At 61.7% G+C, this 25,837-nt stretch carries 20 protein-coding genes; all 20 read right to left on the bottom strand.

Annotated elements, in window-relative coordinates; genetic code table 11:
- Positions 1–77: 77 nt before the first annotated feature.
- Positions 78–1,352 carry a DUF1552 domain-containing protein gene (locus ACILSE_RS16770; protein ID WP_395718572.1) on the bottom strand — a complete coding sequence of 425 codons (1,275 nt, stop codon included), beginning with the start codon at positions 1,350–1,352 and terminating at the stop codon, positions 78–80.
- A 174-nt stretch (positions 1,353–1,526) separates the two neighbouring features.
- Positions 1,527–2,543 carry a BPSS1187 family protein gene (locus tag ACILSE_RS16775; protein WP_395718573.1) on the bottom strand — a complete coding sequence of 339 codons (1,017 nt, stop codon included), beginning with the start codon at positions 2,541–2,543 and terminating at the stop codon, positions 1,527–1,529.
- A gap of 66 nt (positions 2,544–2,609) precedes the next feature.
- Positions 2,610–3,557 carry a hypothetical protein gene (locus ACILSE_RS16780; RefSeq protein WP_395718574.1) on the bottom strand — a complete coding sequence of 316 codons (948 nt, stop codon included), beginning with the start codon at positions 3,555–3,557 and terminating at the stop codon, positions 2,610–2,612.
- Positions 3,554–4,069 (bottom strand): sigma-70 family RNA polymerase sigma factor, encoded by a 516-nt coding sequence (locus tag ACILSE_RS16785; RefSeq protein WP_395718575.1) that lies wholly within the window; start codon positions 4,067–4,069, stop codon positions 3,554–3,556. The genes ACILSE_RS16780 and ACILSE_RS16785 overlap by 4 nt, the downstream gene beginning before the upstream one ends.
- A 63-nt stretch (positions 4,070–4,132) precedes the next feature.
- Positions 4,133–5,017: a ThuA domain-containing protein gene (locus ACILSE_RS16790; protein WP_395718576.1), complete on the bottom strand. Its 885-nt coding sequence runs from the start codon at positions 5,015–5,017 to the stop codon at positions 4,133–4,135.
- 27 nt (positions 5,018–5,044) lie between these two features.
- Entirely contained in the window at positions 5,045–5,764 is a 720-nt protein-coding gene (locus ACILSE_RS16795; protein WP_395718577.1) for an SGNH/GDSL hydrolase family protein, read from the bottom strand.
- A 4-nt stretch (positions 5,765–5,768) separates the two neighbouring features.
- Positions 5,769–6,656, bottom strand: a complete 888-nt coding sequence (locus ACILSE_RS16800) for a DUF6528 family protein (RefSeq protein WP_395718578.1) — start codon at positions 6,654–6,656, stop codon at positions 5,769–5,771.
- A gap of 82 nt (positions 6,657–6,738) precedes the next feature.
- Positions 6,739–7,302 carry a DUF4304 domain-containing protein gene (locus ACILSE_RS16805; protein ID WP_395718579.1) on the bottom strand — a complete coding sequence of 188 codons (564 nt, stop codon included), beginning with the start codon at positions 7,300–7,302 and terminating at the stop codon, positions 6,739–6,741.
- 160 nt (positions 7,303–7,462) lie between these two features.
- A complete protein-coding gene (locus tag ACILSE_RS16810; protein WP_395718580.1) occupies positions 7,463–7,597 on the bottom strand; it encodes a hypothetical protein in 135 nt (44 codons plus the stop codon).
- A 34-nt stretch (positions 7,598–7,631) separates the two neighbouring features.
- Positions 7,632–8,612, bottom strand: a complete 981-nt coding sequence (locus ACILSE_RS16815) for an alpha/beta hydrolase (protein ID WP_395718581.1) — start codon at positions 8,610–8,612, stop codon at positions 7,632–7,634.
- A gap of 21 nt (positions 8,613–8,633) precedes the next feature.
- Complete coding sequence (locus ACILSE_RS16820) at positions 8,634–10,304, bottom strand: sialidase family protein (protein ID WP_395718582.1); 1,671 nt, start codon at positions 10,302–10,304, stop codon at positions 8,634–8,636.
- 55 nt (positions 10,305–10,359) lie between these two features.
- Positions 10,360–12,078: an alpha/beta hydrolase family protein gene (locus ACILSE_RS16825; RefSeq protein WP_395718583.1), complete on the bottom strand. Its 1,719-nt coding sequence runs from the start codon at positions 12,076–12,078 to the stop codon at positions 10,360–10,362.
- Between the two features lie 74 nt (positions 12,079–12,152).
- Complete coding sequence (locus tag ACILSE_RS16830; protein WP_395718584.1) at positions 12,153–12,371, bottom strand: hypothetical protein; 219 nt, start codon at positions 12,369–12,371, stop codon at positions 12,153–12,155.
- Positions 12,372–12,400: 29 nt separating this feature from the next.
- Entirely contained in the window at positions 12,401–13,237 is an 837-nt protein-coding gene (locus tag ACILSE_RS16835) for a hypothetical protein (RefSeq protein WP_395718585.1), read from the bottom strand.
- A 17-nt stretch (positions 13,238–13,254) separates the two neighbouring features.
- On the bottom strand, positions 13,255–16,437 hold the full coding sequence (locus tag ACILSE_RS16840; protein WP_395718586.1) for a FlgD immunoglobulin-like domain containing protein: 3,183 nt from the start codon (positions 16,435–16,437) through the stop codon (positions 13,255–13,257).
- Positions 16,438–16,481: 44 nt separating this feature from the next.
- Positions 16,482–19,670 carry a hypothetical protein gene (locus tag ACILSE_RS16845; RefSeq protein ID WP_395718587.1) on the bottom strand — a complete coding sequence of 1,063 codons (3,189 nt, stop codon included), beginning with the start codon at positions 19,668–19,670 and terminating at the stop codon, positions 16,482–16,484.
- A gap of 28 nt (positions 19,671–19,698) precedes the next feature.
- Positions 19,699–21,273 (bottom strand): hypothetical protein, encoded by a 1,575-nt coding sequence (locus tag ACILSE_RS16850; RefSeq protein WP_395718588.1) that lies wholly within the window; start codon positions 21,271–21,273, stop codon positions 19,699–19,701.
- Positions 21,270–21,803, bottom strand: coding sequence for a sigma-70 family RNA polymerase sigma factor (locus ACILSE_RS16855; RefSeq protein WP_395718589.1), 534 nt, complete (start codon positions 21,801–21,803; stop codon positions 21,270–21,272). The genes ACILSE_RS16850 and ACILSE_RS16855 overlap by 4 nt, the downstream gene beginning before the upstream one ends.
- A 261-nt stretch (positions 21,804–22,064) precedes the next feature.
- Positions 22,065–24,221 carry an SUMF1/EgtB/PvdO family nonheme iron enzyme gene (locus tag ACILSE_RS16860; RefSeq protein ID WP_395718590.1) on the bottom strand — a complete coding sequence of 719 codons (2,157 nt, stop codon included), beginning with the start codon at positions 24,219–24,221 and terminating at the stop codon, positions 22,065–22,067.
- 22 nt (positions 24,222–24,243) lie between these two features.
- Positions 24,244–25,833: a sialate O-acetylesterase gene (locus ACILSE_RS16865; RefSeq protein ID WP_395718591.1), complete on the bottom strand. Its 1,590-nt coding sequence runs from the start codon at positions 25,831–25,833 to the stop codon at positions 24,244–24,246.
- Between the last annotated feature and the right edge of the window lie 4 nt (positions 25,834–25,837).

Genomic DNA, 25,837 nt, shown 5'->3' on the forward strand with positions numbered 1-25,837 from the left:
AGGCAAGAGAATGGGGGCAAAAGAATGAAGGGATTGATTCTCCTGCCCCCATTCTTCTGCCTAAAGTGGCTTGCGGATCACACGATGAGTTCCTTCACCACACCGGTGCTATCTCCATGTCGCTCGGCTTCGATGCCGAGGCCGTGGAGCATGGTCAGCCAGACGTTGCACAGCGGCGTGTCTTTGGGCAGGACGAGGTGGTGGCCGAGTTTGAGGTTCGCGGCTCCGCCAGTGAGGACGGTAGGGCAGTTGTCGAGATAGTGGATCGTGCGGATGTTGCTACCGTAGGCGAGGGCGATGTGATCAAACAAGGTCGTGCCATCAGCTTCCTTCGTGGCCTTGAGCTTGTCGATGAGACCGGCGAGCAGCTCGCTTTGAGTCTCGTCACGCTTCTGCGAGGCTGCCATGCGATCACCGGGGCTGTAGTGGCTCATGTCATGCGGCGCGACCTTGGTGCCGAGACTTTGCAGCAACGTGCCCACCGGCTGCCGGTAGGTGAGCACCCGCGTGCTGTCCGTCTGCAAGGCGGCGACGATGAGGTCATACATCACTTCAATTTCCGCCTTTCCCGCAAGGCCCGGCTTCGGCTCGGTGACGGGCGGTTTGGACTTCGGCACGCTGAGCCACTGCTCGTCTTTGCCGAGCCGCACCTCGATGTTGCGGATGCTTTGGTAGTATTCGTCGAGCTTGTCGATGTCCGCCTTCGTGAGGCCGTTCTGCACTCGCTTCGCATCCTCCAGCACGGCATCGAGCACGCTGCGCTTTTGCGCGAGCATCGCCTGTCGCTCGCTCAGCGGCGTGGTGTCATCGGAAAACAGGCGGTGAAACGCCGCGACGGGATTTTCGAGCCCCGCCATCGGTTTGCCGCGCGGGTCCCAGGCCATCGACAAGCCGGGTCCGTGGCCCGAGTTCGCCACGTCCGGGGTATTGAGCTGGATCGAGGCAAAGCGCGTCTCTTTCCCCAAATGCGCCGCCGCCACCTGATCCGCACTGATGCTGTTGTGAAAACTCTGACCGGGTTCGGCATACCGATTCGCGCCCGTGAGCCAAAACGTGCTGCCCCAGTGCGCCTCATTGGCGAACTTGTTCGCACAACCCTGCACTACCGTGATGTCCTTCTGATGCCTAGCAAGCGGCTTGAGGCCCTCAGAGATCTGCCAATCGGCCCCGACCTTCGTTTTATCCGGGAACCACGTCTCATTCGTCACCCCCCAGCCAAAGCCGAGGAACACCATGCGCTTCGGTGGTGTCGCGACTTTCGGAGCGGCGAACGCCTTGAAGCCGATGGATTCGAGTGCAGGCAGCGCGATGAGCGTGCCGGTGCTGCGGAGGAAATGGCGGCGGGTGGTCATGGGCGAAAATGAGCTGAGTTTAGGCAGAAGAATGGGGGCAAGAGAATGGGATGATAAGTCTGCGATTACCTACGAGGAAAAGGAACCCGCTCGATCATATGGCTAGACAGCGATTGAGCTCATGAATGGATTCTTTTGCCCCCATTCTCCTGCCTAGTTGATTGGGTTCCAGGTTCACTTCCGCTGCTGTTGATCCATCTCGCAATCCGCATCCATCGGCACTGCGGGGCCACTTTGATCGACGGGATGAGTGAAGAGGTAGCGGAAGACCTCATCATACACCCACTGACCCAAAAGATCCTTGCCGCCGGGCACGACGATGGTGTGGGCACGACCGGCGTTGTTTTTCACATCGATGTTCGTGATGAGGCGGCGCGTGTTGCCGTAGGGTGGCTTGGCGGCGTCGATGTTCACGATGGGGCCGTGGTGGTGCATCTTGAGCAGTTGCCAGGAGCGGCAGTAGTGATCGGCGGTCCAGCCGCCGTCGAGAATGTGCGTGAAGCCGAAAAAGCGGTTCGAGGGCGTGGCGGAGGGGCCGCCTTGCCAGGTCTCGGTGTTGTCACGAGGGCCGGAAAACATCACCACACGATCCACCTTTTGATGCATGGCAAAACGCGCTGATGTCGTGCTGCCGTGCGAGATGCCGCTCATGATGACTTTCTCCCAGCGCAGGCCGTTGCCGTCGTCGGCGAGGAACTGCTGCCACTTGCCCTCAGGGTTCGCTTTGACGAGCCATTTCACGAACTGCAACGAGCGCTCCATCATGCCATCCGGCTTCGGGATGTTCACCAGCGGGCTGTGATCGTCGCCCGTGGCGGCTTCGAGGCGGATATTGCCCAACACAGTGCCGGAGCCGTCCTCATACTGTGCTTTGGTGATGCCAGCGAACCAGCCGTTCGAGTAATGCGGCTGAATGCCGTGATAGCCGTAGCTGGAGATGCGCTCGAACAGCCCTTGATTGTGCCCCATGAGCCAGATCACGAGTTTGCCCTGCGACGGCACACGCGTGTCCACAACGGCATGTTGAAGGTCGGCGGGCTTCCCCTTGTCATCGGTGAAGGTGAATTTGATCTCCGGGTGCTCCTTCGCTCGCGGATCGATCTCGCTGGCCCGCTTCGAGAGGTCAAAACGCTGGCCCTCGGCAGCGCGGAGGTGGGTGACGAGGAGGAAGGTGAAAAGAAGAGGTTTCATGCGGATGTGGAGTGGACTGTCGGCAGAAGAATGATCGGAATAAGGCTGCCCCCATTCTACTGCCTGCTAACGCTGTGCTATACGAACGGGCAATGCAGGCTGGGTCTTCAGCGTGAGGCGCACATCGTCCGCATAAAGTGAGTCGAGCACCGCACGGCGGATGTTGGGCCTGGCAGCGAGCTGGATGACGGCGAAATCGGCCTCCGAGGGCATGAAAACACGCGTCGATCCATGCCGCCAGCGCCCCGCATCGCCACCAAGCGTGGTCAGCATCGAAGAACCGCTGGCGAGCGACTCCGGCGCGGCGAAGGGCCACTTTGCATGCATGTCGGACGGATCACCGCTGAAGAGAAAAATCTGCGCGGTGAAAGTGACCGAGGGTTTCGTGTTGGCCGGCCTGTCATCGAGAAACCGCGCACTCAGCTCCAGCACCGCATCCGCCTCGAGAGCCAGCCCGGCACGAAGCGGACGCAGGTCCACGATTTGAAAAACATCACACGAGATGGCAGGGCCAGCCGGATCTGCTTCATCGGCCCCTGGGCTCACAAATCGCAAAACCTGCCGTCCATCGCTCGCCGTGCGCTCCACGATGTCCGCCTCGTCTCCGCTCCACACACCACTTTCACGCGGAAAGCCGCGCCCGATGGCTCTTTGCTCAAAACTGCCGTCCACCAAGGAAGAAAGCCGCTCGGTAGTCGCCTTGGGCGATGAGATGGCCCAGACAATCGAAGCGCTGAAAAGGCCGATGACGAGTCCGGCCGCCATCGCGGCGATCGGGCGGGTGATCCAGGTGAAACGCTTCTTTTCCGGAGTGCGGCTGAAGCCGCAGCCACTTTGGAAAGCCTCCTGACGGAAGCGATCATGGAGGGCCATCGAGCGCAGTTGAGTCTCGGCAAAAAGCTGGCGTTTCGCTGGATCATCTCGCATCACGACTTCGAGCGCGGTCATCTCATCCGGAGTGAGCGTGCCGTCTTGATGACGCATGAGCAGGTGGAGAAAGTCGGTGTCGTTCATGAGGCGGATTCGGTTTGAAGGCGGGCGCGGATGCAGTCGCCGAGGGCTTTGTGCAGGCGAGCGAGAGCTTGATAGACCGTTTCGATCTTGCGGCCCATGATCGCGGCCACGTCAGTGCAGTTGCGACGTTCAAAGTAGCGCAGGCGGAGCAGCTCGCGGTTGTTCGGCGTGATTTGCTCGACGCATTGCCCCAGCGCCTCCTGCATGACATCGACGCGACTCTGCTCCGGCCACTCGTCCGCCAGCAGAGCCAGCATTTCATCGCTCAGGCCCACATAGCGACCATCACGAGCCCGCAGGATGTCGATGGCGCGATTCTTCCCGGAAAGCCGCGCCCAATTCATCAGATGCGCCGTCGTCTCGAAGCTGTCCGCCCGCGCCACGGCCTTCACGCACACTTCCTGAAACACATCCTCCGCCAGATGAAAATCCCGCGTCACGCTGGCAAAGAACGCCGTGAGCGGCAGCCGCTCAGCGAGCAAGGTGGCGGTGATGGTTTCGGGCGGGAGCATGTTCACCGAAACTACGGCGAATGGAGCCGAATCTCGACATCGCAGAAATCAACCCCGTGGGAATCACCTCGTGCCCAGCCACCGCACCGCATTCTCCACCACGCGTTGCGTCTCGGCTTGCTGGAAGATGCCATAGGTCTCGTGACCGGGTCGGAAGTAGAAGACGCGGCCCTGGCCGACCTGCCACACACAGCCGCTGCGGAAGTGCTCGCCCTTGTCCCACTTTTCCTCGAACACGACCTCGTCCGGCGGCGGCACGTGGAAGGGCTCGCCATACATCTCCGTGCGCGGGATGTCCCACTGCGCGGGCAAACCGGCGGCGATGGGATGATGCGGCAGCAGCGTGGTGACGTGCGAGGGCATGCCGTCATTACGATACACGGGGAAGACGCAGGCTGGCAGGGTGAGCTTCCACACGTTGCCCTCGCCCTTCTCGACAAAGGGGGTGACGCGGGCGGCACGACCGACGCCCTTGTAATACGGCGCTTCATTGAGGAATTCCCACTTCGCCGTGGCACGCTCGGCTTCGGGCAAAGCCTTGACCGCATCCGCCTTGGCCCGCTCCTGCATGAGCCGCACGAAGGGCTTGCCCCAATGAGTGGAGTGCAGACCGATGAAGCCGATTTTCCCCTCCATCACACGCTTCACGATAGCCTCCATGCGGGCATCGTCCTGATCCTTCACGCGGCGATGACACCAGAAGATGAGCACATCGGTGGCATCCAGCGTGGCATCGGAAAGGCCTTGATCCGCCTCGTCGAGCTTCGCCGTCTTCACCGTGAGTCCCGGCAGCTTCGCCAGATGCGCGGCGATGGTCTCGCCGAGGAATTTTTCACCATAGCCCTCCTTTTGCTGCGGCTGCTGCTCGTCCCAAACGAGCACATGGATGGGTTCGGCGGCAAAGGTCGGGCCAACGAGAGCCGCAAGGAAGAAGACGATAAGTTTCATGGTTGGAAGAGGATATGAGCGGGGAAGTTAGTTCTTTGGAAGCGCTTGTTGAATCCTCTCCGCCACCTGCTTCGCCATGACGGATGATCCTTGGGTTTGAAAGTGGACGTTGCGTGGGATTTGCAGCTCGGCCTGGCGGGCCTTTACCAGCGACCAGAGGTCGTTCCAGATCACGCCTTCTTCCGTCATCACGCGTTTGGCGACTTCGTTGTAGGGCAGCTCGGAGTCCTTCACATACTTCGTGGCATCGCTCTCTGGCACGGGCGTGGTGCTGGCGAAGATGAGTTTGGCACCCGTTTGTTTCAGGCGGGCGATGATCTGGCGCAGATTCTTCTCATAAACCTCAGGCGGCACGTTTTGATGCCCGCCGTTTGTGGGTGAGGCGTATTCGCCCTGGTCGTTCTTGTCGCGATCATCGGCGAAACGATAGGAGAGATCATGCAGGCCATGGTTGAAGTGAATCACGTCCCATTTCTCGTTCGCATCTGGCAGCCATCGTTTGAGGCCGTAGTAGCCGACCGCCACTTTGGTCGAGCCGCAGTTCGCGGGCACGCGATGCACATTCGCCACGCCTGTGAGCAGCTTTCTCACCTCCAGCGCATACGCGATGGACACGGAATCGCCCATCAGGAGCACACGCGGGAGCTTCGGATCATCCGTGATGGCGGCAAACTCGGGTGGGGTGGTTGGTTTGTCCGCCGCGAACGCGGTGCAGGCAGTGAGCAGGAGGCAGAGAATGGTTTTCATGAGATCAGGGCATCCAGCGGGCTTTGTAGGGGCGGGCGTCTTGGAAGGTGATGGTTCCTTCCGTCGCGAAAAGACGCAGGGTCGCGCCCCAGGTGCTGAGGACGATCTGTTGAGTCACTGGATGGATGTCCACGGACTTCACCTTGGCATGGTCCTTCAGTGTGGGATGAGGCCTGAAGGTCGCTCGATCGCGATCAAAGAGATGTACGCCGTGCTCGCTGGTGAGCAGCAGATCCGCACTGGCGGGCACGGGGCGCAAATCATGGCCATCGGCGTCCGGCAGCTTGTGCGTGCTCTTGAGCTGGAGTGAGGGCGAGGCCGTATCCCAGCCGGCGAGGGTGTAGCAGCGCAGTTCGTCGAATCCGAGCGACCAGAGGCATTTCCGCGCCTCATCCCAAAGCACGCCATGCGCGGAACGCAGCGGTGTTTTGAAAACGGGCGTCGCCCCGCCTTTCAGATCGAAGACCTCCAGATGATCGCCGCTCAGCGAACTGGCCACGACCACACGATTACCCGGCAGCAGATCGAGCGAGTGCGCATTGCGTGATTTGGCACGCCACAGCACACGTTTGGTGGCCCGCTCGATCAACGCACAGCCGCCATTCGAGGCACACACCAGCAGCTTCGCGCCCTGCTCGACTGCTTTGCACTCATCCATGTGATGAAACTCCCGTTTGACCTCCTCAGGCACGTCGGAGGCCTCTTGGGCGTTCCAGCGCCAGAGTTTGTTCAGCTTTCCCGCAGCGGCCTCCGACGCATCGACGATGAAAACCTCACCGCCACCAGCGAAGATGATCTCATCGGCATGAAGGAAGGCCAGCGGGGCGAGCAGCAGCGCAGCCAGCCAGACTGATTTCAAGGAGATGCAGGCAACGGTGGGACAGGTTTTCATGTCGCTCAATCGGGAAGGCATTTGTGAATGTCGTCGGAAGACCGGTTTTTCCCTGCAACGGTCCCTGGCTTCTGATTTGGGCTCATGGCTCACGCTGCTCCGTGAAAATCTTGACCGCCACCATGTCCGCAGGACTCGGCATGCGGATCATGGCGGACGCCCTGTGCCGCGCTTCCATCCACGGAATCATGCGCGCCTGGATCACTGTCATGACGCCGTTGCGGAAGCCGGCATCGTCGTGCAACCGGACATAGCACAATTCGTCCGCCACATCGTTGTGCGGCAATTCGGGACAGAATTTCGCGATGCGATGACACTGGATCCCGTCGTGCGTGTTGGCCAGTGTCGGCGACGGAACGTCCAGCGTCCCGAGCGTCCCGGCGTTGAAGAAGCAGCCGAACCCGTAATGGCTCTTTTGAAAGCCGAAATAACTCCGCCCGAACGGGGATGTCTTGCGCCATTCGCTGCCCGTCCGCTCGTAGCCGAGCGGCTCCAGCATGGCATTGATCTCCTTCGCCAGCTTCCTTTGCACGGAGGCGCGCTTTTTCTTCAGAACCTCGAATTCCTCATTGCTTTTCGGAAGACAACGCTCGGTTCTGCGGACAGAATCGAGCGGGATGAGGGGCAGTCCGTGATCGGTAAACATGCCGCTGTCAAAACCGCCCCCTTCATCCTGCGAGGGGCGTGTCACTCCGAGGAGACGGGCGATGGGCCTGAGCCATTTCATGCCCTTTCCTCCGTGAGTTGGCGCGGTTTGTCTAGAAAAACGGGCCTGCCAGGGAAGTGAATATTAGGAACCCTCATTCTCAACTCCTCGGCATCATTACCGCTGACTCGTCCGTGATAATGAGCAGGACGTTGGGCTTTGGCGTCAGCATCCCGGCGGCGTGCAGCGCGGCAAACGAGGCCAGCGACAGGGATTCAGCCAGGAAACGCTTCATTCTTCAGACGATAGCTGGGTTGGCAGGACGAACTTCACTTCAGCTCAGGCCGCAGGTGGGCCTTGATGTAATCACTGTCGGTGGCGTGCTTGACGTTCGGAGCACCGGGATAGATGAGGTCGCAGGGGACTTGGTGGGCATCGCAGTGTTCTTTGAGCTTCACGCCGAAGTTCGCGGTGTGGGTGGGGTCTTTTTCGTCGTGGCCGAGGTTGGGAGGGGCGCTGTAGTAGAGGCCGACGGGCGGGTCGCCGGGGGTGACGAGTTCGTAGGGCGAGTATTCTTTGATCCAGGGCAGGAGGCGCTCGCGGGCGTCGTAGAACATCTGAAAGGAGCCAATCTTCTTCTTCGCGTCCCACACGATGCCGAAGGCGTGGGAGCCGTATTTGCTGTTGGGTGTCCACTCGCGCATCTGGTGAGGGTCGAGCGTGGTCTGCGCACCAGACACAGCGGCGCAGAGGACGCGAGTGGATTCGCGGGCGACGGGGTCGGCGTTGTTGGGGTCGGCCAGATCATCGTGAAAGGCCAGCCAAAGGCTCGTGCAGGCACCAGCGGAGCCGCCGGAGAGGGCAACCTTGGTTTTGTCGAGGTTCCAGTCCTTGGCCTTGCTGCGGCAGAACTGGAGGGCGCGGGCGCAGTCGAGCATCGGTCCCTTCACGGGCGGCACCAGTCCATCAGCAGTGGAGTCTTTGATGGTGCGGTATTCCACGGACGCCACCGAGATGCCGGCCTGGAGTGCTGGCAGGATCATGCTTCGAGCCACGGAGCGATCGCCTCCCTGCCAGCCACCGCCATGGATGTAGACGAGCAGCGGCGTGGGCTGGTCCGACTTCGCCCGCCAGAAGTAGATCACCTGCATGCGATGCGGTCCATACGCGACGTTTTCATCGGGCTCGACGGGCAGTTCATATTTCCGGAACTCGGGTGCGGGCTTTTGTTCCTTAGGCGGAGCATCGGCGGCGATCAGTGTCGTCAGTGGAGCGAGAAGGAGGGCGATGAGGGTGAGTTCGAGTTTCATGTTTGGAGTGGCATGTTGCCTTCAAGGCTTCGTCTTCTCCACGTCGATGTAGAGCGAGTTGATCCGAGCCAGGGTGCCGGGGATCTGGCCGTCGTGCATGTAGAGCAGGCGGCCGGGGCTGATCTCGCGGATGGCGGTGTAGTTGAAATTGGCGCGGTCGGAGATGACGCGGTGATCGCGCCAGGTGCGACCGCCATCGAGGCTGAACATCAGATTGGAAACAGGCCGTCCATAGCTGCACGCGAGCACGCCATGACTCATGAGCACGAGGTCGGGCATGACGCTGCCTTCTTCCAGCGTGCGCTCGAACTTCCACGTCTTGCCGCCATCGAGCGAGCGATGCTGGAGGAGGTTCGACATGTGCGCATCGGGCCGCGTGACGGCGAGCCATTCGCTGTCGCTCAGTCGCACGACGGCGGGCTCGCCACCGAGACCGATGTGCGCGAGGTGCGTCCACGTTTTTCCCAGATCCGTGCTGCGCAGCAGATGTGTGTGGCGCTCCGGAAAGCCGCGGCCGTTGGCCAGTTTCAGCGTGGCTCGGCGGCTCCAGGCGACGGCGGTGATGCTGCCATCCTTCTCAGCCCAGATGTGGCGTTCAAACAGAAGCACCTCGCCATTTTTTGACGGCATGAACTCCGCAGGCATCGAGATGGTGCTGTCGTGCATGGTGAGGTTCTCCGCCTTGGCATCGAGGAGTGAGGTTTTGCCCGTGAGCGTGCCGTCCGGCTGCAATCGTGTCCAACGCGACGGCCCGAGGATGCGACCATCGGCGAGGCGCACGAGTTCCTGCGGCGAATCGCTGTTTTGTTCGGTGCCGGGCACGGCTTGCCACGTTTTGCCCGCGTCCCTGCTCCGGCGCACGATGTAGGGCTCCAGCAAGGCATCGCTGCCTTGCGGATTGCTGGTCAAAAGCAGGCCCTGGCCCATGTCGTAGAGGTAGGGGCGCGATTCGGTGTTCTTCTTGTCCACGTTGAGCGGCCACGGCTCGCTGACGGTGATCTTTAGCGGCGACTTCTCCACCGCCGCACTCGCCGCAGGCCGCAAACCGAGCCGCACAAACTCCCACTGCGCCTCGCCCGTGAATGGCTTCGACGTGGAGCCAAAGCGGATGAACTTGCGCGGCGATGTCGCGGGTCGCCAAAAGGCATCGCGGCCTTCGATGATGCGTTTGCCATCCCTTTCGACTGCCATGTCCTCACCGCGGATGATGAGCCGATACGTGTGGAAGGCATCCCGCGTGTCCGCCTGCGCAAAACGATCCGTCAGCGTGCGCACATACCCTTTCGCGGCCTCGGGATGCTTGTCCTGCGCTGGCGTGAGCAAAATGCCTTCGACATGCTTTCCATCGCAAACCTCCACGCAAATCGGCGCCCCATCCCGCTGCGGCCACGTCGCCGTCGGCGAGTCCCGATGCCCGATCATGCTCACCAGCTTCACCCGCGCCTCCACGATGATCTCCTTGCCATCGAGATCGCCCGTCCACTCGGCTTCAAAGGCACTCATCTCGGCTTTTGAGTCATCACTCAAATGCAAGATACCGTCTTCGAGCTTGGCGTTGGGTTTGCTGATGGCTGCCCACGGACCGGTTGGCAATGAGCTACCATCCCATTGAACGATCCATGCAATGTTGGAGTCCTCGGCATTCAGGGGAACGAGCGGGGCAAGGAAAAGAGCGGCGAGGAGGGCTTTCATGACTCGGATTGCTTCAAAGTAGGCTTTCCCGCGAAACGTCTGCGCGAGGTGAGCCTTACGGCACCCACTTGAAATCGGCGAAGATCACCTTGGTGAGATCGGAGCCTTGTTTGGGCAGAAAGTGGATTTTTCCCACGCTGGACCAGTTCGACATCGGCTTCTGGCTGAAGCGGTTGATGAGGCGCTCCGGGGCGATGGTCATCTCTTGCCACTGGTCGGAGGCAGTGATCTCAAGCTCGACCGAGTTGTAATCGGCAGCAGTGAGGACAACGGTTTGCGGCTCGGTGCAGTAGAACTTGAAGCTCAGCCGCGAGTTGGCCGGAGCTTGCCATTTGGGATCGTGCAGTTGCTCGGTGCCGGAGCCGCGACCGTTGTTCGTGGGACGAAATCCCTTGATGCCGCGTGGGCCTTCGAGTTCGGCGATGTGGCTCCAGGCGCTGTAACCGCTGTCGGAAAGGTCGCTCGATGGTTTGTCGGTGGCCACAGCCTTGCCGAGCTTGGCAGGGATCGCCGCGTTGAATTCGGTCGAGCGGACGATCGTGGTGTCGTAGGTGATGTTGGCGTAGCCAAAGACATAGTCATCCACCTTGAGCACCGGCATCTTGCCCACCCATTGCTGGCCCTGACGCACGCCGGGCGTGTCGCGCCAAGAACGGGCGTAGCTGCATGGGTTCTTGAGCGCATAAAACATCTCGACCTTGCGCACGGCATCGGGTGAGGCCGGCGTGATGACGAGTTCCGGCACGCCGCTGGCGTCCAGACGGATTTCCGACTTCGGATGCTCCGGCCAAGTCACGTCTTTGCCGAGCACATGCTTCTCCAACCAAAACTTCGTGTTGTGCCCGATCTTCTCGGTGTCGTGATGTCCGCGAGCTTGAATCGCAAACGACCACGGCACGCCCTTTGGGAACTTCTTGAAGCTCTCCAGCCCGCGTTCATGCCCGCCGTGATGATCGTTGGAGCCATTCAAAAACAAGGTCGCCGCCGTGATGAAGGGCACATGGGCCTCAGGCGCGATGGAAGCCAAGATGATCTCCTCGCCCGGCGACTTCGGCGGCTCCACGTAAGGCACGTTGTAAAGCCAGACCCGCTTGTCGCGGTAGTAGTCGTTGTAGCCGATGCCGAAGTAAGCCGCGACCGCCTTCACGCGCGGATCGGTGGCGAGATTCCACATCAGCGTGCCGCCATACGAATAGCCCGTCGCCCCAAGCCGTGTGCGATCCACTTCCTTCTGCTGCTCGAGATAGCTCAGCACCCGCCGCTGGATGGCATACCAAACATAGTCGGAAGTCTGCTTCGGATCGGTGATTTCCTTTCCATCCAGGTCCTTCGCCCGCGCCGGTCCAGCCACCATGCGATCCATGTTTCCATGCCGCAGCTTCTCCGGATACTTCGTGAAGTGAGGCCGGCTTCCCGTCTTCCCGCAATAGTCATGCGCCATCACCGCCCAGCCATCCTCGACATACTTCTTGTCCGGCTCCGGCGCACCCATCCAACCATGCACCACCAGCAGGCCCGGAGCCCTCGCCGCACCCGTCTTCACGCGGTAACGGCAATAAACACGAACCTCCTCACCGAGCACATACGCGCTGATGTAAGCGTCCCGGTTGAAGATGCCGTCTTTCGTTTCCACCTTCACGACCTCCTCTTTAAAGTCGCCCTGATTGGGATCGTAGTCCTTCCACAGAGCGGCAGGAGTTGGGAAGGGTTCGGCGGCGTGCAGCGATGCCAGCGGTGTGAGCAGTAGCGTGAAGAGAAGGGAGCGTTTGAGCATGAAAAGGAGCAATCGTCGTGAGTGACGATTCTCTACGCCCACCGTCCTGAGAATCTACCGCCGCAGCGCATTGATCAGCTCATCCAGCTTGTCGAAGAGCATCGGCATCTGCCACTGCTGGCGATTTCGTGGTCGATTTTACCGATGTATTCGCGAATGATGCCACTCTCACGAGCAAGGCCGTATTTGCTCAGTCCGCAGCGTTCCCGCAGCTCCTGCAGTCGGCACCGCAGTCGCTCGCGGATGCGCTCGGCGTAGTCGTGGGCGTCGTGGTTGTCCGGCGCTGTGGGCATGACGGTTCATGCGTGAGTGTTTTCGAGCCTCACTTCTCTGGCTGCGTTGGAAAATCCTTCGCGTATCGCGTCAGCAGCGCGGGCACGTCATTCGGCAGGATGTAGATCTTGCCCTTGATGGACTTCGTCTCGCCGGGTTTCAGGCCGCCGATGCGGAAGTCGGTGTGGAGGCAGCGGGCGACGCCTTGGAAGAGTTCCTGGTAAGGGTCGAAGGCGACGGCGAAGAGTTGTTTCTCATCGCCGCTGAAGCAGCCGATGAGGCCGTTGCTGGGCACCAGCGGACTGAGCGGGCGCGGGTTCACGTCGGTGCGTGGCACGTCCTTCGGGCACCAGACCTGGCCGGGGATGTAGCGGGCTTCTTTGATCCATGGCTTGATGTCGCTCATCCGCGTGAGCTTGCCGTCGAGGAAGAGGAAGCACTTGGGAAGGTAGTCGTCGATATCCTTGCCCTTGTTGTCATAGCCGGTGAAGTCGCCGAGGCGGATGCAGGGCTGCGCCCAGTGCGCATCTGAGGCGGTCGGGGTGGGATTGTGCGCGGTGATGGCAAAGGTGACATCGTCGGCGCTGGCGGTGATGGTGTGATCGACAATGACGCCGTCTTTGACGGTGCAGCGCAGCTTCATGGTTTTCTTGTCGTCGCTCAGCGAGAGGAGTTCCGTGGTGTGGCCGATGGTGGTGTCGTGCCAGTCGGCGGTGGTGGAGTTGGTGCGGCAATACGCTTCGAGATAGTTGATGCGAATCTCGCCCTTCGGCAGATGCGGCCCTTGGATGATCAGCCAGTTCTTGTCGCGCGCCAGCGTCAGGTCGGGTGTCTGCGCGAAGGCGAAGCTGGTGGTGAGAAGGAGAAGTGTCAGGATGGTCTTCATCGATCGTTGCTCAATATTCAGCGAGGTGTGATCGGATAGAGGTTCGCGGTCGGAACCGACTGGCGGGGCTGGAGCGGGGTTGACCATTCAACTTTGATGCCGCCGCCTTCATGGCCGGTAGTGTGGGTGAGGGAGATCGGAATGCGGCGACGCAGGAGCTTGATGGGCTTGCCGGTGAGTTCCTCTCGTATGGGCTTTGCTTCGGACTGTTCGATCAACGGCGAGCGGTTGATGAGGAGCGTCGCCTTGCCGTCGGTGGTCGCGGTGAAGGTGTGGGGCAGGCCCGCGTCGTCGTAGTCGTGGCCGTCCACGATGAACTTGTCCACATGCACCCAGGAGTCGCTCGATGCCTTGTTGCGCGGTTTTCCATGCCAACCGACGACGGTGATGGTCACTTCGTGGTCGCCGTCGGGCAGGCCATCCTTCGCAAAGAGAACGGCATCGCGTTTCACCTCCTGGCTGTAGGCATCGAACTGCGGTTGCGGCTGACCATCGAAAGCGATGTCGACTAAGCCGCCGTTCGGGCCGGTCTTGCCGATGACTCGAATCGAGCTGCCGCGAAAGCGGAAGGTGACGCTGGCTTGGTTGTCGCGTGCGCCGCGGCTGGCACCGTCGAAGGCATCCTTGTCCTTCTGCTCGCTCCATGGGCCCTTGTAGGCGGGTCCGTAGTCCGGCAGCAACATGCCGGTCCAGCGGATGGCAGCGGGTGCGGGGTTGTTCTTGCTCCAGGTGACATCGATACCCGGTGCCACCGCTACTCCGAGCTGCTTGGTCAATCCTGCATCCTCGAAGGTGGTAGCGGTCAATCCCTGGCCGGTGTGTGCTGCTGCGGGCTTGGTGAGTTGGATCTTCCCAGACTGCCGTTGCCAGTCGTTCCAGCCGGAGATGCGATAGACCCGCATCTCGTTCTCCCAATTGCCAAAGAAGAGCACATCGCCGCCGGGCAGCGTCGCCACGGAGGCATGGCAGAACTCGCCACCGAGCTGATACCAGTGCTTCGCGATGCCGTTGAGCTCACTGGTGTCCATCAGTCCGCCCACGAAGAGGCCGTCCGGATCCCAGACGTAGGAGAGATTGCCGTGGAGCTTCTGCGTGTTCGACCCTCCGTCGTTGTCGATGGCGACGACGCAGTCGTGGGCGATGCCCGCGATGCCGCGCAGATGCGTGCGAACCTCGCCGGGTGCGGCAAAGCCTTTGCCGAGCTGGCTCACCGTCCACTCTGCGGTCCCATTTGCGGACCACTTCTGCATAAAGGAGTCGTCGTAGTCGCACCAGTTGCGCGTCCAGTCGTTCAAGGCTGCGTAGAGGCTGCCGCTCTTTGGATCCTGCCCCATGAAGACCGACCAGCGGGCGTCGGCGTAGTGGCTTGGATCAAAGCGGGAAGGCATCGTGCCGAAACGCTCGCCCTGCGGCATGGTCCCGTAGGTCGGGCTTCCCGCGTCGTTCCAAGCAGTCACCGCGAAGCGATTGACCCAGCGTTCCTTGCTGTCGCCGGTCGCCATGAAACAACTGAAGTCGGCGGCGGTGTGGGGTTCCCAGCTATTGGGAATGCCCTTGTCGTAGAAGGTCACCTCCGCCTGCTGCGGCAGGCCATCGCCATTGGCGTCGTTCCATTGGTAGGCGGCATTTTTGCCGGCCCAGTCCTTCATGAACTTCGGCGCGGAACGGACAGCACCGCAGACCGTGGCGGGCACAAGCTTCCAGTTCTTTTCATCCACCTTGAGGATGGTAGGCAGCGTTTCCAAGGCGAGGTAGGTGGACCCGCCGTGCTGGTGAACACGGAAGTAGCCGCCCTCGTTCCAACTGTCGCCCACCAGGCCGTCGGCCAGGCCCTTGTAGCGGTAGCAGGAATGGACGGTCCAGGTTTTCCGCTCGTAGTCCACGAGCACGCGCATCACCCAGCCATACTGCGAGCCCACCCACATCACGTTGGGATTGTCGCCCTCCGGTGCGGCATGCGGTGCCCAGCGTTGGCCGCCATACCATTCGCGCACGAGCGAACCGTCCTTCGCGAAATGCGACGTGCGACGTGGGGCTGAGTCCGCCTCGGTCACATAGAAGCCGCCTTTGCCATCGGCACAGAGATCGGCAAATCCGGCGAAGCTGCGTTTGGCCGCGTCATCAAAGAGCCCGTCCTTTCGGCCACCTTTCACGCCGTAGGTGTTGAGCAAGGCACCAGCGGAAGAGAATCGTTTGATCTGCTGCGTGCCGGATTCATACACGAGCAAATCACCGGAGCCGTGATCCACATCGAGTCGCCCCGGCTTGTCGAGGCCGGTGATGACATCGGTCGGGGTCTTGCTCGCTTGCGATAGCTTCACGATGCGGTCGCCGGTGCTGACGAAGACCGCGCCATCGGCTCCGACGGTAATGCCCGATGGCGCTGGAACCTCCGCCGTGTCGAGCAGCTTGCCGGTTTGTGGATCATACCAGCGCAGCGCGTTCCGTTTTTCATAGGCCACGAGCAGCACGCCCGCGTGTGCATCCATGTCGCTCGCGTCCATGTCCTTGCTCGCGTCATCCCATTGAACGTCCATGCCGTTCGGTTGCTTCCCCGTGCCGAAGTCCGCGAGATATTGTGGATCCAGCTTTCCGGTGGCCGGGTCATACACATAGACACACTGCTTCGAGAGCTTCTTCCCTTTGAGCCGCGGATCCTCCCACAGCCGATGCCCGAGCATGAAGAGCTTCCCGCTATCCACAGCCAGGCTCAGCGCCCCGTCCCACGCACGCGGATGCAGTGCGGTCCAAAGCCGCGATGCGCCATCAGGCGACATCTTGAGCATGCAGGTCTCGATGTTCTCCGTGGTTTCGGCCGAGACATAGATCCCGGTTTCATCCACAGCGATCCCGAACGGCGTATGGTGCGTGCCGGGCCCGCAGGCCGTGCGCCATGTGTCGCCGGGAGGGAAGTTCGAGCCGAGGCTCATGAGATAGGTCGCCTTCAGCCCCGGTGTCTGAAGCAAATTCCAAGTGTAGTCGCCAGCGGGCAAAGCGTTGCCATCGCGATCCAGCCCGTCCCAAATGAGGGAGTGCCTGCCGGCGTTCCTCGGGGCCGCGTGCAACAGTTCGCGGACCATGTGGCCCTGCGCGTCGTAGATGGCTGCGGAGACGTTGCCGGGTTTGTCGAGGGTGAAGGGGATGTCGGCGGCGTGGGTGAGGCCGATGGTGAGAAGGAGGAGAGCGAGAAGTGGTTTCATGATGTGGAGATGTTGCGGTGATGAGAGAATCCGCGGTGGTTCATTTACTCGGCCTTTTCAAACCGGAGCGTTCCCCAGTGCTGCGGGTGGAGGCTGGCTTCGGTGGGGATGTCGGTGACGATGGTCATTCTTTTGTTGTGCCAGTAGGCGCGGGCGGTGGTTTCGATGGCGTTGCCGATGAGGACTCCGATGTCGCCTCGCAGTGCTTTGGTCGCATCGGGTTGGAGCCGCAGAAGCTTCAAAGGAATGGAGAACTCGTAGAAGCTGCGCCCAGCGGTGTGCGCTTCCTTGAGTTCGAGATCGGGACTGGCGTCGAGGATCTCGTCGATGGCCACGGTTTGCACGGGGGAGGTGAAGGTCTCGCGGCGCTGGGTGTTGTCGGAGACGGGGCGGTAGAGCGTGGCGGTGGGCTTGCCTTGATGCTGGGTCACGAGCAAACGCAGGTCGCCGAGAACGGGCTTGGTTCGGTCGGCTGCGGCGGTTGGGTCGGTGCCGAGTTGCAGGTCGATGGCTCCGCCGCCTTTGAAAAGGAGTGTCTTGGAGTCGGCGACGTTGCGCGTGAGTCGTTCGTGGCCGGGATCGGTGGAACGCACGGCGACGAAGAGCTTGTCATTGCCGGTCTGCATCGCTGCTTCGGTCTTGCCGTCGATGGTGACCCACGCGGCTTTGATCCAATCGCCATCCAGACCATCCACGATGGGCACGTTGCGTCCACGGCGCATGCGGATGGTGAGGCCTTCGTCGCGGCTTTTCGCCTGGCGCAGTTTCTCCTGTTCGATGGCGTAGTTTTGCGACGCTTGCGCGAGTTCGGCGGTGAACTCGATGGTCTGCGCGGGGAAAGGCTGCAGCGTCTCCAATCCATCCAGCCGCGTGATGGTGGAATGGCCGTGACCGGCGACGAGATAAACCTTCTGGTCGGGCGTTTGCGTCCAGGTGGTCCAGAACGTTTCCTCCGTGAGGCTGAGGTGGGCGAGTGACACGCCGCGTGATCCATCGCGAGGCCCGAGGGTGTAATCCGGCCCGCTGCCTAGGCCGAGCACGCGGCGGTCATGGAACAGCTCCGCAACGAACAGGCCGTCGGTGGTCATGACGAAGATGTTGCCGAAGTTGCCATAGATCGCCCACAGCTCGCCGATGCGGGCGTCGGGTGCTTTGACCGGCAGGCCTAGCACACGGCAGGGGCCGATGACATCGCCGCTGTGACGAGGCTTGGGCGAGAAGTTCTGGCTGGCGTGCAGGCTGGGCCATTCGTTCGGATAACTCCAGCGCACCTTGCCCTCACGATAACCAGTGAAGGGACCACCGCTCACCACCCAGGTGCCATCGGCGGCGACGAGCGGTTGACCGCTGAGGCGTCCTTCAAAATGACGCTTCATCTGGGTGAGGTCGTAGCTTGGCACACCGTCTTTGCCGAACTGAGGCGGCGCGATTTCCCAGCCTGCGGAGCTGATGATGCGGAAGTCGGGCAGCATCGTCAGCAAGCCATCGGCACCAGCGCATTCGATCACTTGCACTTCATCGGCATCGACCGCGCCATTGCCATTCCCATCGCTCCACGAGAGCAGGAATGCCGACTCGTCCTTGCCACCGAACTTTGATTTCAAATCCAGCGCTTTGAGCGGCGACCAGTTGTTCATCAGTGCTTTGGCGTGACCCACCACGGCCACAGGAATCAGGCAATCCCCGCGAATGAGACCCATGCTGACGACCGGCCTGCCGCCGATGGGATTGGAGTTGAAACAATCGACGAGATAGGTGCGGCCATCCCGATGCAGCGGCAGTTCGGGAGCCCCGGGAAGCGACAGAGCGCCATGTTCGTCAGGGCGCGAGAGCACGTTCTTCAACTGCCAGCCTCCCGTCTTCCAATCGAGCGTGAACTCCATCACGCAGCGCGCATCGAGATGTCCGCTGAAGGCGTAGAAGAAGCGCGACGGATCGCTCGCATCGATCGTCCCGCCGCCGCCATAGCCGGAGGGACCGTAGAAGGCGCGGAGCAGCTTGCCGTCGGGACTCCAGGCGCTCAGGCGCTTCGGTGCCATGTCCGCTTCCGCGATCCACAGACTGCCATCGGGGGCGATGCAGCAGCCGTTCGGATGATGAAGATGCAGCGGATCGTAGCGGCCCGCTTGAGGCTTGCCGTCCTTGCCGATGGCCGATTGAAACTCGCCCGCTTCGGAAAAGATCTTCACCTGATGGCTGCCGCCCCAGTCGCTGACGAGGAGTCTTCCATCTGGATGCACCGTGATGCGCTGCGGTTCGTCGAGGCGCTCTGCCGGAATGACCGTCTCCGGCTTTTCTCCCGAACGCGCCGCCGCCACGCTCGGATAGCGCAGCAGCGTGCGGCTGGAGATAATCAGCAAACGACCTCGCGCATCCACCGCCATGCCACGTGGCGCATCGAGTGTCGTTTCGCCGAGCGTTTCGCCCTTGGCGCAGGACACAAACAGCAGCCGGTTCGTCTTCGGAAAACTCAGCACCGCCACGCCATCGTGCACTGCGAGTCCGCCGATGCGCTCGTCGTCCTTGTCCCCAAACTCCTGCCGCCACACCCGTCGCGCACCGGCACCGTGTTCCCACAGTTCGCACAATTTCCCAAAGGCCACCGCGCTGTGCGCCCAAACGCCAGCCCTGGCCTTGCTATCACGCGCCAGAAACTGCGCCCCGCACCATCCACCCGCCGCACCAAAGCCGCGCGTGCCCGACACCTTGCGTCCCGTTTCATCCAGCCACACCGCGCCGTGGCCGATCTCGCCGACAAAGCTCACGACGAAGAACTGCTTCTTCTCCGGCACCCACAGGATGTCTGACGGCGGCGAATGGTCATGCAGCCAGCCGCCCGAGCCATCCTCGGTCTTCCATGGCGGACTGCCTGCGGTGTAAGGCGTGAACTCAAACTTCAAATCCAGCGCCCCACGCGACAACCCGCGCACGCGATACGATCCCGGCTGCGCAACGGCATAGCGCTGACGATTGAACCGCGCGATGCCCTGAACGTGGATCTCCTCCACTCCATCCTCGCGCATCCCATCCCACCACACCGTTTGATCACCCGCCTGAAGCGACTGCGCACTGATGAGATTCCGAACACGCTGCCCCGCCGTGTCCTCAATCACCAACGTGACCGTGCGTGGCTCATCCAGATGAAACCGGATAGGCACCGGCGGGTGGGCGGCAGGCTCGGCGGCGTGGGCGAGGCCGGTGGTGAGAAGGAGAAGTGTCAGGATTGTCTTCATATGGTGTAAAATTGAAGTGACCCGCGCATCAGCGGTAGATCGCGCGGCCCCAGGTGGCGGCGCGCTCGTAGTCGTAGATGCGCAGCGGTTCGGATGGATTGCGCAGCTCGACCAGATGGGTGCGCCAGAGACGCCCGGATGGGTCGCTCCAGTGCGTGTGCCAGCAGACGGCGAGCGCATCGCCAGCGCGCGGCGGCTCGTCTGCCACTCGCAGTAGCGACCACGGCACCCGCGCCTCGATGGTGTAGCCCTTGCCATCGACATCGCGCTTGAATGCGACGGTGTAACCCGGCGGATTCACCACGCCGCCCGCGTAATCGAAGCCGTAGGCGAGATGCAGGCAATCCGTGGCCGAGGGGGCATGATGCCACAGCGTCAGGGTCACGAGGCGTGCGTTCGCGGAGCGGGCCATCTGCTCCGGAGTCGCGGTCAGCTTGCGCATCGAATAGTAACTCGGGCTGTTTGCCTCCACCGGCCAGCCCTGCGCGCGATCCAGCGACAGGCGAACCTGCAGGCCGCCGCCGCGCCAGCCCAGTTCGCCATCCATCCACGGATCGATGCTGTTGCGCATTGGCGCGGGGTCCTTGATGTGCGCGGCGATGTAGAATGCGTCGGCATCATGCCTCATGCGCCCCTCCACGGACCGCGCCGCATCGCGCTGCGAGAAAAAGCGCCCCTCGGCACTCCATTCCGACAAATCGCCATCCACCACGATCGCCTTGTCCACCGAAGGAATTACCACCTCCGCATGACGCGCCGGACGGAAGTCGTCGCCCCCCTTTCCCGGCATCGGCACACCGGGCTCGATGGGAATCTTGCGCAGGAACCGCGACTCGGAATACGTCAGCTCCTTCGGCACCGAGGCCGCAGGCGTGAAGCGCGCTGCGCGTCCCGCCTCGATCCGGCTGGCAAATCCGCCCCGCGCCGCACTCGCCTCCACCACGCCCTCAAACACCTGCACATCCGTCTCCAGCCCCGGCCCCGCCTTCATCGCGAACTCGGTGCCCAGATCCACCACGCGAGCCGAAGCCGCATCCATCTGAAACCCAATCGCATTCTGCGGCACACGCACCACCACCTGCCCGCTGTGCAGCAGCGCACGCATCGGCGAGAGCAGTTCCAACTCGCCCGGCCCCTCATAGAGCAACGTCACTCCATTGGAGAGCCTGATGTCCACAGCCCCTCGATTGAGCATCACGCGCCCAGCCTGCAACCGCTGCCCCACCGTCAGGCCAGCGCCTTCGCCTGACGTTTCCACATTCATCATCTGCGTGATCCTTCCCAACTCCGATGATGAACCCGGCATCAGCCACCACGCCAAGCTCATGAGCACCGCCGCCGCAGCGGCAGCAAGCGGACGCCAGGAGAGCCAGACTGAGCGGGGCTGGCGAACCGTGCTTGGTGCAGCGCCAGCCACCGCCGTTTGCTGGAGCTTGCGGCGCTTGAAGGAACGTCGGAGGTCCACATTGAGTTGAGTCCGCGATGCCAGATAGACCAGAGCTTCGGGATCGGTTTCCAATCGCTGAAGTAACAGCGCGTGCTCGGATTCCGGCAAGACACCGTCGAGATAAAGGTCCACGAGTTGGCGTTCGAAGTCAGTCATAAACTCATCCTGGAGAGTTCGTTGTTCACGCAATCGGCGAGCAGGTTGCGAATGCGAAACAGCATCACCCGCACGGCACCAGCGGAGGACTCGATGGCCTCTGCTACGCGCTCCATGGGTGCGTCATCCTCGTAGCGTAGCGCCAGAATTTGCCGCGACTTTTCCGGCAGTTTATCGAGACAATGCTCTAGCGCCTCGTGGCGTGCCGTGCGGCCAGGCTGCTGATGCACGAGTGCCTCGGCAAGCTGATCCATCAGCGCATCAGAGAACACCAGCCGCTCCCGTCCATGCTTCCGATAATGGTCCGCTATCCGCGACTTCGCGAGCCACAGCGCCCACGCGATAAAGGGCCGCGTTCCATCATATTCCTCGAAGCGCCGCGCCACCGTGAGCGCCACTTGTTGCACCACATCCTCTGCATCATGCACACCGTTCACTGCCGCGAACACAAACGCCTGCACCGACGGCTCCGCTTCCAGCCAAAGCCGGGTCAGCCGCTCGCGCGCATCTATTTCGTATTCGTGGTTCACATCCGTATGCCGCGCTGATCCGCAAAATGTTAACAGAAAAAACGAAGATTGTGAGCCGCTGCTGCAACCACGGCTGATTCCGCGCCCACGTGCCAAGGTGGACTAAGCTCAAGCCCATCGCTTTCCAGAGCTCCTGCAAGCCCCTAGGCAGCCGCTCGCGGATGCGCTCGGCATAGTCGTGGGCGTCGTGGTTGTCCGGCGCAGTGGGCATGATAATCAGCCATCGGGTTTTGCGGAATCTATTTCGATAGCTGGCTGCCATCACTTCTTCGGCGCACTCGGCAGTTGTTTGATCCACGCAAGGTTGAAGGCGTAGTGATCCTTGCTGGTGATGAGCTGGATGTTTCCGTCGCGGGTTTGAGTGAGGGCGAGGTAGCCGCCGATGTCGGCGGTGGTTTTGCCTTCGGGGGCGATGAGGCGGCGGTGGGGCCAGGTTCTGCCTTCGTCGTAGCTGACGGCGGCGTAGAGGCCAGTGCCAGTGTAGTCGCCGGCGGTGGATTTGAAGACCAGTCCTTTGCGCTCTTTGAAAGGCGTGCGGGCCTCGTCGGTGAAGGAACACAGCAGGATGGGGCCTTCTTTGAGCCGCAGCATGGCGGGGCGCTGGGTGTTGCTCACCACGGGGAACTCACTCGTTTCCCATTGCCACGTTTCACCGAGATCGCCGGAGTAGCTGACGGGCATCTTGAACTTGAAACGCTCCTGGTCCGCGATCCCTGCGCTGATGCGACCGTAGGCCATGAGCCGTCCGTCGGCCAGCTCGACGACAGGACCGTGGATGCCTGCCATGAAGGGTCCCTTTCCTCCGGGCTGAATGTCTTCCGAGCCGCGCCGATGCCGCCCGGTCTCGCTCCAGGTCTTGCCGTTGTCGCGGCTGATGGACAGGCCTGCGGAGTCGAATGGGATCGCGATGACGCCCTCCTTCGTGCGGATGGGATTGCTGGCCGACTCTCCGTAGGCACGCATCACTTCGGCCTTCGACCAGGTCACGCCATTGTCGGTGGAGTGGCGGATCACGATGTCGCCGTGCTGTCGGCCTTCGACGATGTGGTAGATGGTCTTCTCGCCATCCCACCAGATTTTCGGTGCGTGGTCGTTCACGTCCTGCGCATCCCAAAAGGCGGAAGCAGGCTCCCATTCCTTCGCGCCAAAGCGCAGGCGCGATGCTGCGTTCGCGGTGGTGAGATCGGTCTCGCCAAGGGTGGAGAACCAAACGGCGAGCAAATCGCCATTCGGGCACTCGGTGATCGACGGGCTGTGATTCTGGCTGATGAACACGGGGCCGACTGCGCCCTCGGGGATGCGCACGAAGGGCTTCGGGCCTTCAAAGAAGGGCGCGTCTGCTGTGACACGGACACTCTTGTCCGTGGAGTCGGTGCGGATAGGAGTGTCCGCATCACGCTGGCTGACGTTCTGTGCGTTCAACGGCGGCGTGGCCACGGGCATGAGTTTTCCCTTCGGAAGCTCACCCTGCACGACACGGAAGCCGATGCGCTCGCTCGCGGAGTTCGTCACCCAGGAGCCGCGATTCGCCGAGCGCAGAAAGCGAATCATGGAGGAATGAAATCCGCCGCGAAACACGCGGCAGTCGCCATCGGCGCGACCTAGCGGATCAGTCTGCGAGCCGCTTTCATACGGCCCATACCAGTCGCTGCACCACTCCGCCAGGTTGCCATGCATATCGTGCAGGCCCCAGGCATTTGGCGTCTTCTCAGCGACGCGGAAGGAACCCGTGCCACCTGCCTTGGATTCCTCCACCGGATGAGTGAGGCCGATGATTTGCCCCTGCTTCAAGCTCGCTGCGGGCTTCCCGACATTCCGCCAGTCATACTCACGCGGCATCGGTCCCGGCGGAAAATACACACCTCGGAAGTTGTCCTCACCAAACCACTTCTGATGTGCATCTGGCAACGTGTCGCCGGTGTGGAAAAGCGTCGTCGTGCCAGCGCGGCACGCATACTCCCACTCCGCCTCGGTCGGCAGGCGATACGTCTTGCCTTCCTTCTTCGAGAGCCATTCGCAAAACGCCACCGCCTTGTCCCAAGTCACACCGCTTGCCGCATCATCGTCGGCTGGCTTCGACTTCGGATCGTTCTTTTTGAACTCGGGATCGAACTGTCGATACTGCGCTACGGTGACCTCCTTGACGCCAATGTGAAACGGCTGCGTGATCGTGACCTTGTGCGCGGGCTTCTCATCAAAATCGATCCGGTCGATGTCCTCGTACATCTCGCCGAACCGCTTCTGCCGCAGATAATCCTCCATCGGCGGCCCGTCCTGACCCATCGTGAACGTGCCCGACTCGATGCGCACTAGCTTCATGCCGATAGAGTTCGTGATGGGTTCGGCAGTTTGGCCCACGGAATGCACCGAATACACGGAAAGGATGAGGGGAATGAGGAAGAGTCGGCTGGGTTTCATATTCAGTGTGTTCCGTGGGCCGTCACTTCTTCGACACAGGCCAGTCATCCGTGCGGAAGGGCGACGCGGGCAATCCAGCACCATTGGCGAGGCTGTAGTCGGGCCAGTCTTTCCAGGCGTAGCGAACGGCAACGGGCTGAGCGACCTCAGCGCTGCTGACCACGACCGTCTCGCCGACGATCTTGGCTTCGGCGGGCTTCCACTGCTGATCGGCTCCGGCGATTTGGAAGCCGGTGAGCGGGCCGCCGGTGATGGATTTGAGGCCACCGTTGGCATGTTTGAAGGAAACGATGATCGCATTGCCGCTGATGGTCGAGCCTGAGGCCAGCGGGCCGCTGATAGCGGGAACGTTTTTGCCATACACGGTGCCGAGAGCCCAGAAGGAGAGGCGTTTGCCGACATCCTGCTTGTTCTTCGGATGGATGTCCTTCGCATCGCCGAGGTCGATGGTGATGGCCATGCCGGTCTTCGGCAGCGTGAGCGTCTTCAGCATGGATTCACGCACACGCGGCCAGCCTTCACCGGGCGAGGTGAAGTTGGGGAGCTGCACCCACGCGAAGGGAAGTTCATCATTCCAAAGGGAGCGCCAACTGGTGACGAGCTGCGAGAGCTGCTTGTGGTAGAGGCCGGGATTGCCCGCGTTGCTTTCGCCCTGATACCAAAGGATGCCTCGCAGGGTGAAGGGGGCGAGATTAACGATCTTGCCGTTGTAGAGACCGGCGGGCGGCCCCTTGCGCCGGAGGTGGGCGATGGTCGTCTCGGGTGTCCACGGCTGATCTTTGGCCCCGGCCTTCCCCTGCTCGACGGCGAGCTTCCAGGCGGCGAGTTTTTTCGGGAAGTCGGCTCTCAACTTCGCCTCGTCAAAGTGCTGCCAGCCGCGCAACTGGCTGTCGTATTCGGCCTTCGTCTCCGCATCCGCAGACTGAGCCTCCGCAGAGACCCAAGCCTCGATGTGCGTGGCACCGACCGCCGAACAAATCAGCCCAACGGGCACACCGACCTCGCGATGAATCTCGCGCCCGAAGAAGTAGAGCGTCGCGGAGAAGCGTCGGACATTGGCCGGAGTGCAGGGCTGCCACAGCCCCTTGCCCTCGGGCTGAGGCGTCTCGGCGGGGGCGGAGGATTCGGCGTAGTAGCGGATCAGCGGAAAGTTGGCCGCAGCCTGTTCCGCGGCGGCGTTGTTCGCACCACCGACCGCCATCTCCATGTTCGACTGCCCCGAGCCGAGCCACACCTCGCCGACGAGCACATCCTTCACCTCGACCTTGCGCCCCTCTTTGCCGGTAACAAGCATCACACGCGGCTCGGCGGAAGCAGTGAGCGCATCCAGCTTGAGCGACCACTTGCCATCCGTGCCTGCCGTGGCGGACTTCGATTGCCCAGCGAAGGAAACGGTCACGGATTCTCCCGCATCCGCCCAACCCCACACGGCGACGGGCTTCTCACGCTGAAGCACCATGTGATCGGAGAACGGCGTCGCTAACTTCAACTCAGCGGATTGCAACGCGGCCAACGGCGCGAGGAGTAACGTGGCGAGAACCGAGCGGAGCAAGACCGCCTGCCAAGCTGAGGACAAAAGAGTGCAGGCAAGGTTGAGGGTGGGTTTCATCATGAAT

The sequence above is a fragment of the Prosthecobacter sp. genome (genome assembly GCF_044236155.1).
Classification (GTDB): domain Bacteria; phylum Verrucomicrobiota; class Verrucomicrobiia; order Verrucomicrobiales; family Verrucomicrobiaceae; genus Prosthecobacter.